Here is an 18,377-nt window from a genome sequence, read left to right on the forward strand (position 1 = left end):
TCCGCTCCGCCTCCGGCCTGCCATCGCGGAGCGCCCGTTCCGCGGCATCCGGCCGGGCGGGGGTGCGGCGGGGCCGGTGGTCGTGGGACGGCCTCCCGGAGTGCGGGGGCTCGCCCGGGCTCCGGGCGCCTTGTCCCCCGGGGCCGCGGCTGTACAGGCCTCCCTGCGGTGGGGGCCGCCCGCGACCGACGGTCACGGGCGGTGACCCTCCGGGGGCGGCGCCTCAGGTCTCGGTGAGCGGCGCGGCGGCGGAGACCCCCGACGGGGGGAGGGGCCCGCCGGACGCGGGGACCACCACCGGAGCCCCGTCGGTCGGGGCCCGGAGGATGTCCGCCTCGATCCCGTACAGCCGGCGGACCAGACCTGCGTCGACGACCTCCCGGGGCGGGCCCTCGGCGACGACCCGGCCGTCCTGCAGGGCGACGATCCGGTCGGCGTACCGGGCCGCGGCGGCGAGGTCGTGCAGCACCATGACGACCGTGCGGCCCGCGGACGCCACCTCCCGTACGAGCCCCAGGACTTCGACCGCGTGGCCGATGTCGAGGGCGCTGGTCGGTTCGTCCAGCAGGATCACCGGGGTGTCCTGGGCGAGCGTCATCGCGAGCCAGCAGCGCTGCCGTTGGCCGCCGGAGAGCCGGTCGAGCCGGCGGTCGGCGAGCTCGGAGACGCCGGTGGCGTCCAGGGCGTCCGCCACGGCCCGCTCGTCCTCGTGCGACCACTGGCGGAACAGGCCCTGGTGCGGGTGGCGTCCGTACCGTACGAGACCGGCCGCCGTGACGGCCTCGGGCGCCTGCGGGGACTGGGGGAGGAGCGCCACCCGGTGGGCGGCGTCCCGGGGGCGGAGCTTCCAGAGGTCGCTGCCGTCCACCTGCACCCGGCCGGACTCGGGCTGGTGGAGCCGCGCCATGCAGCGGAGCAGGGTGGACTTTCCGCAGCCGTTGGGGCCGACGATCACCACCACCTGGCCGGGGGCGACGGTGAGATCGACGTCGGTGACCGCGCGGCGTCCGGGGTATCCGGCGGTGAGTTTCTCGACCCGGAGTTCCACGGACGGCAGAACTTTCCCCGGCAGGGGCGCGCGAACCCCTTGCGAATTCAGCATAAGGTAAGGCTAACCTAAGGCTGCCTCGGTGGAGACTCTTCTCCCGGGGCGGTTCTCCCACGCCTTCTCACGCCGGAGCCGTACATGACGTTGCTCAACCGCCCCTCCCTCTCCGCCTCTCGCCGCGCCGTGCGGGTACTCGCCGGAGTGGGCGCCGCCGTCCTGCTGGCCGCCGGATGCGGTTCCGGTTCAGGTGACGACAAGTCCTCGTCGGACACCAAGAGACGCACCTCCTCGGACGCCACCCGGACCGTCAAGGACGCGACCGGCAAGGCGGTCGAGGTTCCGGCTCACCCCAAGCGGATCGTGACCCTGACGCAGGAGGACCTGGACGCCGTGCTGGCGCTCGGCCTCGAGCCGGTCGGCATCACCAACGGCCAGGGCCTGAGCAAGCCCCCGGCCTATCTGAAGGACAAGGTCGAGGGCATCGATGTGGTGGGCAATCTGCTGCAGCCGGTGATGGACAAGGTCGTCGCGGCCAAGCCGGACCTGATCCTGGCCGGCGACATGCAGGACGAACAGGTCCTGAAGCAGCTGCGGGAGATCACCCCGGCGACCCTGGTCACCATGGCGCCCACCGACGAATGGAAGCTGTCCTTCCGGGGCGTGGGCAACGCCGTGAACGAACTCGACAAGGCCAACAAGGCCATCGCCGACTACGAAACCGCCGCCAAGAAGGCCGGTGCCGGGCTCGGTGAGAGCAAGGGGGCCGAGGTCAGCATCGTCCGCTGGAACCCGGACGGCCCGAGCTGGATGGAGAAGCGGCAGTTCGCCAGCGGGGTCGCCCTGGACATGGGCCTGAAGCGCCCCAAGTCCCAGAACAAGGACGGCAACGCGCACACCCCGTCGCTCTCCCTGGAGAAGATCGAGGAGATCGACGGCGACTGGCTGTTCCTCAGCACCCTCACCCCGGACGGCGAGAAGGCACTGAAGGACGTGCAGCGCAAGCCCGCCTTCAAGGAACTGAACGCGGTGCAGGACGACCATGTGGTGACCGTGGACGGCTCGGTCTGGTCCACCCGCGGCGGCCCGCTGGCGGGCCGGGTGGTGCTGGACGACATCGCGGAGGCGCTGAAGAAGTCCTGATGGATGGAAAGAGCCTTGCCGCTGGAGTCCTGGGACGGGCTGACGAGGTTCCTGTGCCTGGGCTGGTGGCGGTGGTTCGCTGTTCGCCGAACTGGCAGCGTGCCGACGCCGGTTCGACCGGTGCCGGCACACGCGGCTTCGGGGGTCGGTCGAGTTGCCCCCACACGTATGGAGGGGCGGAACTTCCTGCGGACACCTCTGCCGGCGGATAGCGTCGTGGTCACGGTGAAGGGGGATGCGTGACCATGGCAGAGCGTGCGGTTCCGCCTCGCGTGGCGGCCGCGGAGCGAGTCGCCTCCGAGGCGGGCTTCCGGAAGAGCTGCCTCCCTGAGGTGGGCAGGTTGCTCAGGCTGGCCGCTGCCGCCAAACCCCATGGCGTCATCGCGGAAAGCGGCACCGGCTCGGGCGTGGGGACCGCCTGGCTGCACAGTGGGCTCGGCGCCGGAGCCCGGCTGGTGACCGTGGAGCGTGACGAGCTGCTGGCCCGGCGAGCGGCCGGTGTCTTCGCGGACGACGACCGCGTCGATGTCCTCACCGGGGACTGGCGGTTGCTGGAGCGGCATGCCCCCTTCGACGTCTTCTTCTGCGACGGCGGAGGCAAACGTGACGACCCCGAGAGGGTCGTCGAACTGCTCGCTCCGGGTGGCCTTCTCATCCTGGACGACTTCACCCCCTCGCCGGACTGGCCGCCTCGTTTCGAGGGCGATGTGGACGAGCTCCGCCTCTTCTACCTCACCCACCCGGCCCTGGACGCCACGGAAATCCTCACCGCACCCGCCCATGCGGCGGTTGTCGCGGCACGCCGCGGCTGAGGGCTGTCCCGTACGACATCCATGCGGCGACTCATTTCAGTTGCCGGCAGATCTCCCGGTAACTGATCCTGGGCACCGGGCAGGCGAGGAGCACAGGAGAGGACTGGAATGGGGCTCATGCTCTTCTGTGGAGACGGCGATGTCGCCGGCCCGGATGTCTCCTGGTCCTACACCGGCTTCCATATGTTCCGGGAGTGGCTGGCCCAGGTGGAGGGTTTCACCCTCGCTGAGATGACCGGGTTCGGTGGAGACCGTACGTGGAGCAGCATCTCCACCACGCTGGCACCGCTGCTCGACCACCCGGACGACGACGGCTCTCTCACGCCTGCACAGTGCGCAGCCATGCTGCCCAGGCTGGAGGAAATCATCGGTCGGCTCCAGCACGAGGACAGCGATCCCGTTCTCCAGCGGCGCGTCGACGACGCCCGGCAACTCGTCACCGTGATGACGTACTGCTGGGACAAGGACGCCGAGCTCATCTTCGGCTGACCGCCGCATGCGGTCTTCCGTCGAAGACCGCATGGGCACGGTCGCCCTTGCGGCGGGCTCACCCGGCCGTTGGTACCGCCGCTCAGTACCGGCTGCTCGTTCACGCTCTTGGTTGCCGCATTTCGCGCGCTGTTCCCGCGGTCGCGCTCGTGTCCTGTCGCGCCGTTGCTCGTTCGCTACACAGGGGGTGACTGCTGTATGAAAGGTGATCGGCACCCGAAGGCGGCTGTCGAGGCGGCGCTGCAACGGGCAGAGAAGGCCGGCCTGAAGGTCAAGAGAGACCAAAACGGCCACAGGTGGGGATATGTGATCTGCTGCCCGTGCTCAGCCAGCACGAGGATCTGGAGCACCCCCACGAACCCGGGAACGGAGGGAAAGAAGGTCGATGAGTTCACCCGCCGATACAGCGGCTGTGCGTGAGTGGGCGTTCCTCCTGCACCCCGGGGTGGAGCCCACAGCAGAGCAATCCGACCAGTTTGATCATGCAGATGCCCTCGCCGGCGGTGAGATCGGCTGGGAGGACGGCCAGCATGGCGTCCGCTTCCCCTGCGTCGTGGCGTCCCCCCACTTGGAGGACGCCGTAGCCTGGGCTGTTCAGCGGCTGGCCGCGCTGGGGATTCCCATCGTGCGGATCGAAATGAAGCCTTTCGACGGCTGCCTGATCCAATGAGGCTGGAAGCCGGCTGCCTGCCGGGTACTCACGCCGCGCCCGGACAGCCTTGATGACCGCGCCCTGCCCTGCGGCCGTGTGCCGGCTGTTGAGGGCACAAGCGCCCCAGCGGGCACGGCACTTGACCGGGAGGCCGATCGCTTGGCATCACGGCCTTGATCGCTCAACCCGGCGCACCCATGCGCTCGAAACATCAGTCGCCGGTCGTGCCGTCGAGCATCTCGCGCAGGATGTCCAAGTGGCCGTTGTGGCGGGCTGTCTCCTCGGTGAGGTGGAGGACGATCCAGCGCAGGTCGACGTGGAGGCCGTCGCGGACGGCGCGCTCGGCCCGGCTGCCCAGGTCGTTCCCGGCGACCAGTTCGCGGTAGCGGGCGCTCTGTTCGGCGTATTCGTCGAGCAACTGCGTGAGCGGGAAGTCGACGGCGATGCGCATCTCGCGGTCGGGGTCCTCCTCGGTCCAGGGGCCCCGGTCCTCCTCGCCGAGGAAGACCACCTGGAACCAGTAGTACTCGACCCAGCGGAGGTGGTTGATCACTCCGCTCATGGTCATCAGCGGTGAGCCCGGCAGGAGCGCCTTGCGAGCGTTCTCCGCGGAGACGCCCTCGCACTTGGCCCGGGCGGTGTCGCGTGCGTAGTCGAGAAACGTGGTGAGCTGGGTGCGCTCGTCCCACGCGGGGGGTGTGTCGTCGATTCTGGTCATCGCGCGAAGCTTCCCCTACCACCGCGAGTGGTGTCGAGGCATTTGTTCGACGCCCCTCCCGCTCCACCCAGCTCGTTGCCCGGCGGGTCTCTGCAACGATTCAGCGCAGGTAGGGCCGCTGGGCACACAGGACACGCGACACGGGCCGCCCCGGCCGCTCCGGCCGGAGCGGCATGAACGGAGCCCCGTCACACGCCCCGTCGGACTGCCTGGCCCGTCGTCTTCCCGCCGCCCTGCCCCGCCGCCAGGTCGGCGGCCGTCCACGCCATCCCGATCGCCCCGTCGAGCAGGGCCCGGTCGGCGCTCTCCGAGATCGCTGCCTCCGCGAATTCCGGTTCGTGGGGGCCGCAGGTGCCGCCGGTGATGTCCAGGACCGGGTGGATCGACGGGACGGCGTGGGAGACGTTGCCCATGTCCGTGCAGGCGAAGGGCTCGCGGCGCTGGGGCTCCGGGCGGCCCAGACGGCGGGCGTTCTCCTGCCACAGGGCGGTGAGGCGCGGGTCGCCGCGGAAGTCGAGGTAGTCCGGTTCCGGGCGGGTCAGGGTCACCTCGCAGCCGGTGGCCAGGGCGCCGGCGCGGAAGCAGGCCTCCACGCGGTCGCGCAGCTCTTGCAGGTCCTCCGCGGCGAGGGCGCGGATCTCGTACGAGGCGGTGGCCCGGTCGGGGATCGCGTTGGGTGCGGTGCCGGCGCTCGTCGTCACGCCGTGCACCCGCCAGTGCGGGGGGAGTTGCTGGCGCAGCAGGCCGACGGCGACCTGCGCGACGGTGAGGGCGTCGGCCGCGTTGCGCCCCTCGTGCGGGTTGAGGCTGGGGTGGGCGGTGCGGCCGGTGAAGGCCACATCGAGGGTGCCGAGGGCGAACGAGCGGAACTCCGCCATCTCGAACGGGCAGGGGTGCACCATCATGGCCGCGTCCACGCCGTCGAAGGCGCCGTCCGCCAGCAGCAGGGCCTTGCCGGCTCCGCGCTCCTCGGCCGGGGTGCCCAGCACGCGTACGGTGAGGCCGAGTTCGTCCGCGTACGGGGCCAGGGCGAGCGCCGCGCCCACCCCCGCGGCGGCTATCAGATTGTGCCCGCAGGCGTGGCCGAGGCCGGGCAGAGCGTCGTACTCGCAGACGACGGCGACCGTCACCGGGCCGGAGCCGGCCTCCGCGCGGAACGCGGTGTCGAGCCCGTGGGCCGGGGCCGTCACCGCGAACCCGTGCTCCCGCAGGAGCTCCGCGCACCAGCCGGCGGCGCGGTGCTCGCCGAAGGCGGTCTCGGGGTGGGCGTGGATGCGGCGGCTGAGCGCGAGGAGCTCCTCGCGGTGGGCCAGGACGCGTTCGCGCAGTGCGGCTCGGAGGGGTTCGGTCACGGTCCTGAGGGGTTCGGCCACGGTCACATCGGTCTCCGCTTCTCCGGTGGTGTTCACGGGGGCTGTCACTCGGTGCTGTCACTCGGTGGTGTTACTGCCGAGAAAAGTAGCTTAGGCTTACCTAAGTTTCGCGCCGGTGGTCCGGTGCGCCGTTCCTTCCGTACACCGGGAGTTTCTCCGCATGCGTCAACACGAGATCGCCGCTGCTTCCACCGGACTGCCACTGCTGGCCGCACAGACCGGAATTCTCCACGCCCAGGCGCTCGCGCCCGACAGCCCGGTGCTCAACACCGGTGACTGCGTGGAGATTCACGGCCCCCTGGACCCCGACCTCTTCGAACGCGCCCTGCGGCGGGCGGTGGAAGAGGCGGAGACACTGTCCGTGCTGGTCACCGCGGACGGTGAGAGCCCGGTGCAGTGCCGCACGCCGGGAGCGGCGGCGCTGCGCCGGCTCGATCTGCGCGGCTCGGCGCGCCCGGCCGCGGAGGCCGAGGCGGAGGCGTGGATGCGTGCCGACCTGGCCCGCCCCGTCCCGCTCGACCGCGGCCCGCTCGTCACCCAGGCGCTGATCCGGGTCGCGGACGACTGCCACTGGTGGTACCAGCGCGCGCACCACATCACCGTGGACGCCTATGCGCTGACCCTGATCGGCCGCCGGGTCGCCGAGGTCTACGGTGCGTTGACGGCCGGCCAGGAGCCCGCCGCCCGCTCCTTCGGCACCCTGCGGGAGCTCGTCGAGGACGAGGCGGCCTACCGGGCCGGCGAGGCGTACGCGGCCGACCGCGACTTCTGGCACACCCGGCTCGCCGACCGGCCGGAGCCGCCCGCGCTCACCGCGCTCCCGCCCGCTCCCGCCCACCCGGACGTCCTCCGCCGCCGCACCGACCTGACCCCCGGTGACCTGGAGCGGCTGGAGAAGGCCGCCCACGCGGCCCGCGCCACCTGGGCGGAACTCCTCATCGCCGCCACCGCGGGCTACCTGCACCGGACCACCGGCACCCAGGACGTGGTGCTGGGGCTGCCGTTGCTCAACCGCCGCGGCACCGCCCTGCGCACCCCCGCCATGACCGTCAACGTGCTGCCGCTGCGGATCGCCGTCCGGCCCCGCGACACGGCCGCCGAACTGCTGCGCCGGGTGGTGCTGGAGGTCCGCGCGGTCCGCCGCCACCAGCGGTACCGCCAGGAGGACCTGCGCCGGGACCTCGGGCTCAGCGGCGACGAACGCCCCCTGTTCGGGCCGATGGTCAACATCAAGCCCTTCGAGGGCGACCTCGACTTCGGCGGGCTGCCCGGCGCCGTGCGCAACCTCGCCGCCGGACCGGTCGAGGACCTCGCCGTCAGCGCCGTCCCCGCGCCCGGCGGCGGACTGCGGATCGGTGTCGACGCCAACGCCGCCCGGTACGACGGGGCGGCCCTCGACGCCCACCACCGGGGCCTGCTCCGGTACCTCGACGGGCTGGCGGAACTGCTGGCCGCGGACCCCGGGTGCCCGGTCGGCCGGATCGACCTGCTCACCCCGGAGGAGATCCGCGGGGCCACCGCGGGCCGCACCGAGGAGCCGGTCCGCCGTACTCTGCCGGAGCTGATCGACGCCCGGGCCGCCGCCACCCCCGACGCCGTGGCGGTCCGCGGCGGGGCCGTGCTGACCTTCGCCGAACTCACTGCCGCGGCCAACCGCCTGGCCCACGAGCTGCGGGACCGGGGCGTCCGCGCGGAGACCCCCGTCGCCCTCGCCCTGCCCCGGAGCGCCGACACCGTCGTCGCCCTGCTGGCGGTGCTCAAGGCGGGCGGCGTCTGCCAGCCGCTCGACCTCGCCCACCCCGCCCGGCGCACCGCCGACGTCCTCGACGACGCCCGCCCCGTCTGCCTCGTGGGCACCACCGACGCCGTCCGCGGGCTGCCCGAACACCCCGTTCCGGTCCTCCTGCTGGACGATCCCGGGACCCGGGCGCGGATCGACGCCCGCCCCGCCGGCGCCCCGCCCGCGCCGCGCCCCGGCGACGCGGCGTACATCATCCACACCTCCGGCTCGACCGGCCGCCCCAAGGGCGTCGTGGTCACCCACGCCTCCCTCGCCAACCTGCACGCCGGGCACGGCACCGACCACATCGCGCCCGCCGTCGCCCGCGCCGGGCGGTCGCCGCTGCGCGTCGCCCACAGCGCCTCCTTCGCGTTCGACGCCTCCTGGGACCCGCTGATCTGGATGGCCCACGGCCACGAGCTGCACCTGCTGGACGACGCCATCTACCGCGACCCGGCCGCCCTCACCGCCTATGTCGCGGACCGGCGCATCGACTACCTGGACGTCACCCCCTCGTACGCCGAAGTGCTGCTCGCCGAGGGCCTGCTGGACGAGGGGCGGCACCGCCCCGCCACCCTCGTCGTCGGCGGCGAGGCCGTGCCGGAGCCGCTGTGGCGGCGGCTCACCGGCACCGAGGGCGTCCAGCCGCTCAACCTGTACGGACCGACGGAGACGACCGTCGACGCCTACCAGTGGCTGCCCGGCGGCCCGGGCACCGGCGCCCCCGGTACCGGCAGCCCCGTACGGGCCTCCCGCGCCTATGTGCTCGACGGTTCGCTGCGGCCCGTCCCGCCCGGCGTCACCGGCGAACTCCACCTGGCCGGGGCCTGCCTGGCCCGCGGCTACCTCGGCCGGCCGGACCTCACCGCCGAGCGCTTCGTGGCCGACCCGTTCGGCGCGCTGCACGGCGACCCGGGGGGACGCATGTACCGCACCGGTGACCTGGTCCGAAGACGCACCGACGGCACCCTGGAATTCATGGGACGCGGCGACGACCAGGTCAAGATCCGCGGTGTCCGCATCGAACTCGCCGAGATCCGGGCCGCGCTCGCCGGCCACCCCGAGGTGGCCCAGGCCGCGGTGATCGCCCGTGACACCCCGCACGGCAAGCGGCTCCTCGGCTACGCCGTCCCCGCCGCCGGGGCCGCACCGCAGCCGCGCGCCCTGCGCGACCACCTCGCCGGGCTGCTGCCCGCCCCGCTGGTGCCCGCCGCCGTCCTGGTCCTGGACCGGCTGCCGCGCACCGCCAACGACAAGCTCGACCACCGGGCGCTCCCCGACCCGGAGACCGCGGCGGACACCGGCGCCCCGGCCGCCGCCCGCACCCCGCACGAGGACGTCCTCTGCGGACTCTTCGCCGATGTCCTGGGGCTGGACGCGCCGGCCGCGCCCGACGCGGGCTTCTTCGAACTCGGCGGTCACTCCCTGCTCGCCGCCCGCCTCGCCGCACGGATCCGCGAGACCTTCGGCACGGCCGTCGGGCTCGCCGAGGTGTTCCGCCGCCCGACCCCCGCCGCGCTCGCCGCCCACCTCCGGGAGGCGGCCGACCCCGACGGGCGGCCCCCGCTGGTGCCGGTGGAGCGCACCGGCGACCTGCCGCTCTCCGCCGCCCAGCAGCGGCTCTGGTTCCTGCACCGCCTCGAAGGCCCCGTCCCCACCTACAACATCCCGCTCGTCCTCACCCTGGACGGGCCGCTGGACCGGGCCGCACTCCGGCTCGCCCTGAGCGATCTGACGGAACGTCATGAGACGCTGCGGACGGTGTACCGGACCGTTGACGGCGAGCCCCGCCAGCAGATCCTCCCGCCCCACGACGCGCGCCCCGAACTGCACACCGCGTCCCTCGCGGCCCCGTCCGGCGGCGACGGGCAGCCGGACGCCCACCTCACCGAGGCCGTACGCCACTGCTTCGACCTGGCCGCCGAACCCCCGCTGCGGGTCACCCTGTTCAGCGACGGCGACCGCCGCCACACCCTGCTGTTCCTGCTCCACCACATCGCCGGCGACGGGGCCTCCACCACTCCGCTCGCCCGTGACCTGGCCGCCTGCTACACCGCGCGCGCCGCCGGGCGGGCCCCGGGCCTGGCGCCGCTGCGGGTGCAGTACGCCGACCACACCGCCTGGCAGGCCGCCCTCCTGGGCACCGCCGACGCGCCCACCCCGGTCGCCGAACGGCAGATCCGCTACTGGAAGCAGGCCCTCGCCGGACTGCCCGACCAGCTGGAACTGCCCACCGACCGCCCCCGCCCGGCCGTCGCCGCCTCCGCCGGGGACACCGTGCCGTTCCGGCTCGACGCCGACGCCCACACCGCCCTGCGCAGACTCGCCGCCGCCACCGGCACCAGCGTCTTCATGGCCGTGCAGGCCGGTCTCGCGGCCCTCCTCACCCGGCACGGCTGCGGTACGGACATTCCCCTCGGCACGCCGGTCGCCGGCCGCGACGACGCACTGACCGCCGATCTGGTGGGCTTCTTCACCAACACCCTCGTCCTGCGCACCGACACCTCCGGCGACCCGGACTTCCGCACCCTGCTCGGCCGGGTCCGCGGCACCGCCCTCGCGGCGTACGAGCACGACGCGCTGCCGTTCGACCGGCTCGTCGAGGAGATCAACCCGCCCCGGTCGCTCGCCCGGCACCCGCTCTTCCAGACGATGCTCGCCTGGCAGTCGCTCCCCGACGGGGACTTCGACCTGGCGCCGGGGCTGACCGCCCGGATGACGGCCGTGCCCTCCGGCACCGCCAAGTTCGACCTCACCCTCAACGCGGGCGAGCTGCCCGGCGGCGGGATATCCGGCTTCCTGGAGTACCGCACCGACCTGTTCGACCGCTCCACCGCCCGGGCGCTGTCCGAACGGCTGGCCCGGCTGCTCACCGGAGCCGCGGCCGACCCCGACGCACCCCTCGGCCTGCTGCCACTGATGAGCGAGCCGGAGATCCGACGCGTGCTCGTGGACGCCAACAGCCCCCACGGCGACCGGAATCCGGTTGCTCCCCTCCGCGCGGCAGCGGCTGCCGGAGGGTCCGACGCCACCGGATCCGCCCACACCTCCCCACCGCCCGCCGCGACCACCCTCGTGGAGCGCTACGAGCAGGCCGCCCGCCGCCACCCCCGCCGCACCGCGGTCACCTGCGACGGCACCACCCTCGACCACGCCGAGCTGTCCGCCCGCGCCAACCGCCTCGCCCGGCTGCTCACCGCCCGCGGCATCGGCCCCGGCACGGTCGTGGCCCTCGCCCTGCCCCGGTCGATCGAGCTGGTCACCGGACTCCTCGCCGTCGCCAAGTCCGGCGCCGCCTACCTGCCGCTCGACCCCGACTACCCGGCGGACCGGCTGGCCTACATGCTGGCCGACGCGGCACCGGCCGCCCTGGTCACCGACTCCGCCACCGCCGCCCGGCTGCCCGCCCACGATCTGCCGGTGATCGCCGTCGACGGCCCCGAGGCGGCGGATCGGCCGGCCACCGACCTGGAGCAGTCCGAACGGACCCGCCCGCTGCGCCCGGACGACCCCGCCTACGTCATCTACACCTCCGGCTCCACCGGCCGGCCCAAGGGCGTGGTCGTCACCCACCACAACGTCACCCGGCTGTTCACCGCCACCGACCACTGGTTCGGCTTCGGCCCGGACGACGTGTGGACGCTCTTCCACTCCTACGCCTTCGACTTCTCGGTGTGGGAACTGTGGGGCGCCCTGCTGTACGGCGGCCGGCTCGTCGTCGTCCCGCACCTGGTCAGCCGCGACCCGGCGGCCTTCCTCGACCTGCTCGTCACCGAACGCGTCACCGTCCTCAACCAGACACCGTCCGCGTTCCACCAGCTCAGCGCCGCCGACCGGGAGCGCGGCGGAGCGGAACTCGCCCTGCGCTACGTCGTCTTCGGCGGCGAGGCGCTCGAACCCGGCCGCCTCGCCGACTGGTACGAGCGGCACCCGGACGGCGCGCCGGTGCTGGTCAACATGTACGGCATCACCGAGACCACCGTGCATGTCACCCACTGCGCACTCGACCGGCGGTCGGTGGCCGGAACGGCGGCGAGCACCATCGGGGTCCCCATCCCCGACCTGCGGGTCTACGTCCTCGACGGCCGGCTGCGGCCCGTGCCGCCCGGTGTCACCGGCGAAATGTACGTGGCGGGCCAGGGCCTGGCCCTCGGCTACCTGGGGCGGCACGCCCTGACCGCCGAACGCTTCGTCGCCGACCCGTTCGCCGCGCTCTTCGGCGAGCACGGCGCCCGGATGTACCGCTCCGGCGACCTCGCCCGGCGGCGCGCCGACGGCACCCTGGAGTACCTCGGACGCGCCGACCACCAGGTGAAGCTGCGCGGCTTCCGCATCGAACTCGGGGAGATCGAGGCCGTCCTCGCCGAGCACCCCGGGGTCGCCGACGCGGCCGTCGCCGTCCGCGAGGACAGCCCCGGCGACCGGCGGCTCGTCGGCTACGCGGTCCCCGCGGTCCCCGCCGAAGCCGCTGAATCCGCCGACCCCAGCGCACCCGGTGAACCCGCCGCCCCCACCGCCGCGGAGCTGCGCGTACACACCGCGTCCCGGCTCCCGGTCCACATGGTGCCCTCGGCGGTCGTCCTCCTCGACCGGCTGCCGCTCACCGCCAACGGCAAGCTCGACCGCGCAGCCCTGCCCGCCCCGGACCCCGGCGCCGCCGTCACCGCGGGCCGGGTGCCGCGCGGCCCGCGGGAGGAACAGCTCTGCGCGATCTTCGCCGAGGTGCTGGGCCTGGCCGCGGTCGGCGTCGACGACAACTTCTTCGACCTCGGCGGCCATTCGCTGCTCGCGGTACGCCTCGCCGGGCGCATCAAGGAGAGCCTCGGCGCCGACGTCGGCATCGCCACCGTCTTCCAGGCACCCACCGCCGCGGCCCTGGACGCGACCCTCGACACCGGACGCACCACCGACGCGCTCGACGTCCTGCTGCCGCTGCGCCCCGCGCGCGACGGCGACCGGGCACCGCTGTACTGCGTGCACCCGGCCGGCGGACTCAGCTGGTGCTACGCCGGACTGATCCGCCGTCTCCCCGCCGACGTACCGCTCTACGGGCTCCAGGCGCAGGGCGTCGGCCCGGCCACCGCCGGGGACCCGCTGCCGCGCACCCTGGAGGAGCTGGCCGCGCACTACACCGACCGGCTGCGCGAGGTGCAGCCCCGGGGCCCGTACCGGCTGCTCGGCTGGTCCACCGGCGGCATCATCGCCCAGGCCATGGCCACCCGGCTCCAGGATCTCGGAGCCGAGGTCGAACTGCTCGCCATCCTCGACGCCTACCCGGCCGAGGGGTTCCGCGAGCTGCCGGTGCCCGACCGGGCGGAGGCCCTGGAGGCGCTGCTGACCATGGGCGGCCACGGCCCGGAGAGCCTGGACGGCAAGCCCCTGGAGACGGAGCACGTGGTGGAGGTGCTGCGCCGGGAGGGCAGTCCGCTCGCCGGGCTCGACGCGGCGACGATCGAGGCGCTGGGCGAGATCTACCTCAACACCAACCACCTGGTCCGCGGCTACGACCACCGGCGCTTCCACGGCGATGTGCTCTTCTTCCGGGCCGTCGTCGACACCATCGACGACACGCTGGCCCCGGACACCTGGACCCCGTACGTCAGCGGGCGCATCGACACCACCGAAGTCGCCTGCTCCCACAAGGACATGACCCTGCCCGAGCCCATCGCCCACATCGCCCGGGTGATCGCCGACCGGCTCACCGACCTGGAGAACACCCGATGAGTGACGCACCCGCCAACCCCTTCGACGGCGACGGGGAGTTCCTCGTCCTGGTCAACCACCTCGGGCAGCACTCCCTGTGGCCCGGCTTCGCGGCCGTGCCCGAGGGCTGGACCGCCGCGCACGGGCCGTGCGGGCGCGCCATCGCCGTGGAGTGGATCGCCGCCCACTGGACCGACCTGGCCCCGGACGCGGGCGCGGCGGGGGCCGGTCCGGATGCCGTGGGAGCCGGCGGGACGGCAGGCGGGGATGCCGCCCCGGCGGTTGCGGCCTCGGCGGTTGCGGCCTCGGACGACGGCTCGGCGCAGGCTTCCGGACCGGCGCAGGCTTCCGGACCGGCGAAGGCGCCCGGCCCCGCGACGGCGCCCGGCCCGGAAGCGGCCCCGGCTGTTGCGGAGGCCGCACCGGAGGCCGTACCGGACGCGGTTCTCCGGTGAGCCGCGAGCTCCTCGTCCGCCCGCGGATACGCCCCCGCGTCGCCGTCGTCCTGGTCTACACGGCGGCGATGTGCATGAACGGTCTGGACGCCACGATCGTCAACCCCGCGCTGTTCGCCGTCGCGCGCAGCTTCGGGGAGCCCGTGGCGGCGGCCGGGACGGTGGAGACCGCGTTCCTCGTGGCCCTCGCCGCCGCGCTGCCGGTGGCGGGCTGGCTCGGCGACCGGCTGGGCACCAAGCGGGTCTTCCTCGGCTCGCTCGCCCTGTTCACGGCGGCGTCCGCGGCCTGCGGACTCGCCCCGGACCTCGGGACCCTCGTCCTCGGCCGGGCCGTACAGGGCGTGGCGGGCGGACTGCTCACCCCGGTGGGCATGACGCTGCTGTTCCGGACCTTCCCGCCGCACGAGCGGGTGAAGCTGGCCAAGGTCCTCGTCGTGCCGACCGCGCTCATGCCCGCGCTGGGACCGCCGCTGGGCGGGTTCCTCACCGAACACCTCTCCTGGCACTGGCTGTTCTTCGTCAACGTGCCCGTCGGGGTGCTCGCCGTGCTGCTCGGCGGGTTCGGCCTGCCGCCCCGGTCCGAGGCGCCGGCCGGTGCCTTCGACGTCCGGGGCTTCCTGCTCGCCACGCCGGGGCTGGGGCTGCTCAGCTACGCGCTGGGCTTCGGCCCGTCCCTCGGCTGGACCGCCCCGGCGGTCGCGGTGAGCGGGGTGCTGGGCGCCGGACTGCTGGTGGCGGCCGTCCGCGACCAACTCCGTTCACCGGAACCCCTGTTGCGGATCCGGCTGCTCAGTGACCGGGTCTTCGGTGCGGCCGGACTGCTCGCCCTGCTGACGGCGGCCGGGCTGATGGGGGTGCTCTTCGTCTTCCCGCTGCTCTACCAGGCGGCGCTGGGCGCCTCCGCCCTGGACGCCGGGCTGAGTGTCTTCCCCGAGGCCCTCGGGCTGATGCTCGCCTCCCAGGCCGTGGACCGGCTGCTGCCGCGGACCGGGCCGCGTCTGCTGGCCGCCGTGGCACTGCCGGTGGCGGCGGCCGTCTGCGGCATGCTCGCCGTGCCCGGTGTGGCCGAGAGCGCCTGGGCGGTGCGGGGGCTGATGTTCTGCGTCGGCCTGGTCCTCGGCACCGCTGTCCTCACCGTGCAGATCGCCGGGTTCGCGGACATCTCCCCGGCCGACACCGGCCAGGCGATGGGGCTGTTCACCATCGTCCGCACCCTCGGCGGAGCGCTCGGGATCGCAGCCGGGGCGGCGGTGATCGCCGGATTCGGCGGCTCGGCCGCCCGCGAGGGGAGCCCCGGCCCGTACCGGGCGGCGATCCTCCTCACCGCGGGCTTCGTCGCCGTGTCCACCCTCGTCGCCCTGCGCCTGCCCCGGGACGCTCCCGCACCGCCGCCGCTCCCGGAGGACGATGCCCGGTCGCCGGCGGTGCCGGGGGAGGGTGCGCGTCAGTGAAGGAACAGGCCGGAGGGCCGGTGGCCGCCGTCCGAGCACGGGATGGGGAAGGCCCGGTGGGGGAGCTGTGGGGGCGCGCCGCTCCTGAGTCGGGGGCGTGCCCCGCGATGTGGCGTCAGTGGGTCCCGCTCATGCATCAGACGACTCATCGACACCGTGGGACCGGCGGCGCGGGGACTGCGCCGGATTCCCGGTGTCCTCGGTATCGCCGGTGTTCCCGGTCAGCAGCGGGAACAGCCGGGTGACCGCGGCCACGGCCACCGCGCCTGCCGGGCTTGTGGCGGGCCGCCCGTCCCGCTCGCGGTAGTCGGCGAGCAGGAGGCGGATGGAGCCGGCCAGTTCGGCCATCTCCGCCGGAGTGAGGTGGAGCACGGCGCTGAAGGACGCGTCGTGCTGCCACTCGGCCGGAGCCCGGTCCCGGTGGCTCAGCCAGTGCCGGTAGCTCTCGTCCTCCAGTCCTCGGGCGAGTGCGGCGAACTCCTCGGGTGCTTCCCGGTCGGCCTCCCGGGAGGGCGCGTCGGCGGATCACCGTGGTCGGGGAGGAGATCCTGCACCGCCGGTGCCGCGAGGTCACCCGGTTCGGCACGCCGGAGCTCTCCCGGCTGGTCGACGACATGTTCGCCACGAATCAGGTGGCGGAGGGCGCGGGCCTCGCCGCCAACCAGGTCGACGTCGATCTGCAGCTGTTCGTCTGGGACATCACCGACGACTGGGGGGTCCGCCACGTCGGGCACATCGCCAATCCGGTGCTGGAGGAGGTGCCGGCCGGGCGGCGCCAGCTGGTCGAGGAACCCGAGGGGTGCCTGTCCGTTCCGGGCCCCTACCGGGTGGTGGCCCGTCCCGACCACGCCGTCGTGCGAGGCCGTGACACGAACGGCGAACCCCTGGTGATCGAGGGCCGGGGGTACTTCGCCCGGTGCCTGCAGCATGAGACGGACCACCTGCACGGACGCCTCTATCTGGACCGGCTCGCCCAGCGGGAACGCAAGGCCGCGCTGCGGGAGATGGCCGAGGCCAAGGACGAGAAGTTCGCCCGGCGTGCGGCGGTGGCCGCGCAGTTGGGCAAGTGACGGCACTTCCCCAGTCGGGCGAGGGACGGCACTCCGCGTTGCGGGCAGGGCTGCGCCATCCGCACGCCTGCGGGAGTCCGCAGGCGTCCGGACTCCCGCTGGTGCGGTCGCCGGTGACCGCCCGCGCGGCGGACTCCGCGGCTTCCCCGTCGCCGAGGCTGCGAACGGCCGTCAGCGGATGGCGGCCGGCCCGGCCTCCCGACCGGACAGCAGCAGCCCGAGCCCGTCGGCGAGCCCACCGCGCCAGCACGCGTAGTCGTGCCCGCCGTTGAACTCCTCGTACGAGACGTCGTAGCCGCGCGCTTCCAGCACATTGCGCAGGTGCCGGTTCTGCGGCAGCAGCATCCACTCCTGGAGCCCGACCTCCAGCCGGAACCGGACGTGCCGCCGCTCGGAGACCGCGTACTGCCGGGTCAGCCACTCGCTGCCGCTGTCGAACTCGGTGTCGTCCGGCCACCAGAACGACCCGGACTGGCACAGCGCGTTGCCGAACCGTTCGGGCCGCCGGAACGCGGCGAACGCCGCGGTGAGCCCTCCCGCGCTCTGCCCGGCGATCACCGTCCGGGCCGGGTCGGCCGTCGCGCCGTACCGCCGGGCGGCCCAGGGCAGCAGCCCGTCCGCCAGCCAGTCGGTGAACTCCTCGCTGCACCCGAGGTCGGCGATCCGGCGGTCGCGGCCCATCGAGTCCACCATCAGCGTCACCGCGGGCGGTATCCGGCCGTCGGTGAGGAGGCCGTCGAGGGTGTCGCCGAAGTCGAGCACCGGACCCCACATCTCCCCGTCGAGCAACACCACCACCGGGTACGGCCCGTCGGCCGCGGCGGCGTGCCCACCCGTGGGCTCATCGGCAGCGGCTCCGGGCCCGGCGGTTTCCGGTCCGCCCTTCTCCGGTCCGCCTGCCTCCGGTCCGCTTGCCTCCGGCCCATCAACCGGAGGCCCGGTCACCGCCGGACGGGATCCTTCCGCCGCCGCCCCGGGGTGGCCCGGAGGCAGGTGGACGAGGACGCGCCGCCCGTCCGGCCGCTCCTCGGTGAGACGGCCGCGGGCCTGCGACGGGTGTCGCCGCGCCCAGGGCTGCGACGTGGCGTCCGGCAGTTCCATGACCGACGACGGATGGCGTCCGTCGCGGGCCGGCAGCACGGGGGAGAGGCTGAGCGGATCGGGCAGCGCGGTGTCCAGCACCCGCATCCAGGAGGCGCGGTCCGTGGCCAGGGCCTGCTCCCGCGGCCCGCGGGAGACCGAGAACTGGTAGGCGGCGCGGTGGTCGGCGCGCAGCCGGTGGCTGATCGCCCAGACATCCGTGCCGGGGACCTTTGCCATCAGATGCGGTGACAGGTCGCCCGCGTGCCGGTCCTTGTCGGTGACGGTGTGCAGCAGCGCGAGGACGTCCTCGGCCGGGGCCGCCGGGTCGTCCCGCCAGAGGAAGGTGACCAGCCGGTGCGCCGGGTTCCCCTCCGGATCGGGCTCCACCAGCGGGGTGCCGGTGGCCGACACCCGCGTCCAGAAGGCCTCCAGGGCACCGGTGCCCTCGGAGTGCACGGCTTCGGCGAGGTGGCGCAGGGCGGGACTCCGCATGGCGGGCTTCCCCTCTCGGGTGGTGGACCGGCGGCCGTGGAGTTCGACGGCGGTGACGGGCGATCTCTGACGGGCGATCCGTGACGGAGATTCGTGACGGCGATCTGTGAC

Annotated in this window: 13 protein-coding genes; 8 read left to right on the forward strand and 5 right to left on the reverse strand. The window is 73.8% G+C overall.

Annotated features, from left to right (window positions below):
- Positions 1–223: 223 nt before the first annotated feature.
- Positions 224–1,048 carry an ABC transporter ATP-binding protein gene (locus ABT112_RS00085; RefSeq protein WP_351504147.1) on the reverse strand — a complete coding sequence of 275 codons (825 nt, stop codon included), beginning with the start codon at positions 1,046–1,048 and terminating at the stop codon, positions 224–226.
- Positions 1,049–1,186: 138 nt separating this feature from the next.
- Here ABT112_RS00085 and ABT112_RS00090 point away from each other — a divergent pair, with 138 nt between their 5' ends.
- The 4 genes from ABT112_RS00090 (at position 1,187) to ABT112_RS00105 (ending at position 4,159) form a co-directional block, all read left to right on the forward strand.
- Positions 1,187–2,188, forward strand: coding sequence for an ABC transporter substrate-binding protein (locus ABT112_RS00090; RefSeq protein ID WP_351503760.1), 1,002 nt, complete (start codon positions 1,187–1,189; stop codon positions 2,186–2,188).
- A gap of 245 nt (positions 2,189–2,433) precedes the next feature.
- Complete coding sequence (locus tag ABT112_RS00095; protein ID WP_502975191.1) at positions 2,434–3,000, forward strand: O-methyltransferase; 567 nt, start codon at positions 2,434–2,436, stop codon at positions 2,998–3,000.
- Between the two features lie 108 nt (positions 3,001–3,108).
- Complete coding sequence (locus ABT112_RS00100) at positions 3,109–3,489, forward strand: hypothetical protein (RefSeq protein ID WP_351503763.1); 381 nt, start codon at positions 3,109–3,111, stop codon at positions 3,487–3,489.
- Between the two features lie 385 nt (positions 3,490–3,874).
- On the forward strand, positions 3,875–4,159 hold the full coding sequence (locus ABT112_RS00105; RefSeq protein WP_351503765.1) for a hypothetical protein: 285 nt from the start codon (positions 3,875–3,877) through the stop codon (positions 4,157–4,159).
- A gap of 193 nt (positions 4,160–4,352) precedes the next feature.
- Here ABT112_RS00105 and ABT112_RS00110 read toward each other — a convergent pair whose 3' ends face one another.
- Both ABT112_RS00110 and ABT112_RS00115 read right to left on the reverse strand, forming a co-directional pair.
- The gene (locus ABT112_RS00110) at positions 4,353–4,859 is read right to left on the reverse strand and encodes a DinB family protein (RefSeq protein ID WP_351503767.1); all 507 of its coding nucleotides are present in this window, start codon (positions 4,857–4,859) and stop codon (positions 4,353–4,355) included.
- Between the two features lie 188 nt (positions 4,860–5,047).
- Positions 5,048–6,232 carry a M20 family metallopeptidase gene (locus ABT112_RS00115; RefSeq protein ID WP_502975212.1) on the reverse strand — a complete coding sequence of 395 codons (1,185 nt, stop codon included), beginning with the start codon at positions 6,230–6,232 and terminating at the stop codon, positions 5,048–5,050.
- Between the two features lie 160 nt (positions 6,233–6,392).
- Here ABT112_RS00115 and ABT112_RS00120 point away from each other — a divergent pair, with 160 nt between their 5' ends.
- From ABT112_RS00120 to ABT112_RS00130, 3 genes are read left to right on the forward strand one after another with little or no spacing between them, the layout of a single operon-like run.
- Entirely contained in the window at positions 6,393–13,736 is a 7,344-nt protein-coding gene (locus ABT112_RS00120) for a non-ribosomal peptide synthetase (RefSeq protein WP_351503769.1), read from the forward strand.
- Complete coding sequence (locus ABT112_RS00125; RefSeq protein ID WP_351503770.1) at positions 13,733–14,170, forward strand: MbtH family protein; 438 nt, start codon at positions 13,733–13,735, stop codon at positions 14,168–14,170. The genes ABT112_RS00120 and ABT112_RS00125 overlap by 4 nt, the downstream gene beginning before the upstream one ends.
- A complete protein-coding gene (locus ABT112_RS00130; RefSeq protein ID WP_351503772.1) occupies positions 14,167–15,621 on the forward strand; it encodes a DHA2 family efflux MFS transporter permease subunit in 1,455 nt (484 codons plus the stop codon). Before ABT112_RS00125 ends, ABT112_RS00130 begins: the two co-directional genes overlap by 4 nt.
- A gap of 129 nt (positions 15,622–15,750) precedes the next feature.
- On the opposite strand, the gene ABT112_RS00135 is transcribed toward ABT112_RS00130, so the two are convergent.
- The gene (locus ABT112_RS00135; protein WP_502975193.1) at positions 15,751–15,993 is read right to left on the reverse strand and encodes a hypothetical protein; all 243 of its coding nucleotides are present in this window, start codon (positions 15,991–15,993) and stop codon (positions 15,751–15,753) included.
- A 95-nt stretch (positions 15,994–16,088) separates the two neighbouring features.
- Here ABT112_RS00135 and def point away from each other — a divergent pair, with 95 nt between their 5' ends.
- Positions 16,089–16,691: a peptide deformylase gene (gene def, locus ABT112_RS00140; protein ID WP_351503774.1), complete on the forward strand. Its 603-nt coding sequence runs from the start codon at positions 16,089–16,091 to the stop codon at positions 16,689–16,691.
- Between the two features lie 171 nt (positions 16,692–16,862).
- Here the strand turns inward: def and ABT112_RS00145 are convergent, their stop codons facing one another.
- Positions 16,863–18,266, reverse strand: a complete 1,404-nt coding sequence (locus ABT112_RS00145; RefSeq protein WP_351503776.1) for an alpha/beta hydrolase-fold protein — start codon at positions 18,264–18,266, stop codon at positions 16,863–16,865.
- Positions 18,267–18,377: the final 111 nt, after the last annotated feature.

Origin of the sequence: Streptomyces sp. NPDC002055, from assembly GCF_040296705.1 — a bacterium.
Taxonomy (GTDB): Bacteria; Actinomycetota; Actinomycetes; order Streptomycetales; family Streptomycetaceae; genus Streptomyces.

Coding starts and splice junctions, on each gene's coding strand:
- ABT112_RS00090 (WP_351503760.1), top strand. CDS start 1,187: ATGACGTTGCTCAACCGCCCCTCCCTCTCCGCCTCTCGCCGCGCCGTG.
- ABT112_RS00095 (WP_502975191.1), top strand. CDS start 2,434: ATGGCAGAGCGTGCGGTTCCGCCTCGCGTGGCGGCCGCGGAGCGAGTC.
- ABT112_RS00100 (WP_351503763.1), top strand. CDS start 3,109: ATGGGGCTCATGCTCTTCTGTGGAGACGGCGATGTCGCCGGCCCGGAT.
- ABT112_RS00105 (WP_351503765.1), top strand. CDS start 3,875: ATGAGTTCACCCGCCGATACAGCGGCTGTGCGTGAGTGGGCGTTCCTC.
- ABT112_RS00110 (WP_351503767.1), bottom strand. CDS start 4,859: ATGACCAGAATCGACGACACACCCCCCGCGTGGGACGAGCGCACCCAG.
- ABT112_RS00120 (WP_351503769.1), top strand. CDS start 6,393: ATGCGTCAACACGAGATCGCCGCTGCTTCCACCGGACTGCCACTGCTG.
- ABT112_RS00125 (WP_351503770.1), top strand. CDS start 13,733: ATGAGTGACGCACCCGCCAACCCCTTCGACGGCGACGGGGAGTTCCTC.
- ABT112_RS00145 (WP_351503776.1), bottom strand. CDS start 18,266: ATGCGGAGTCCCGCCCTGCGCCACCTCGCCGAAGCCGTGCACTCCGAG.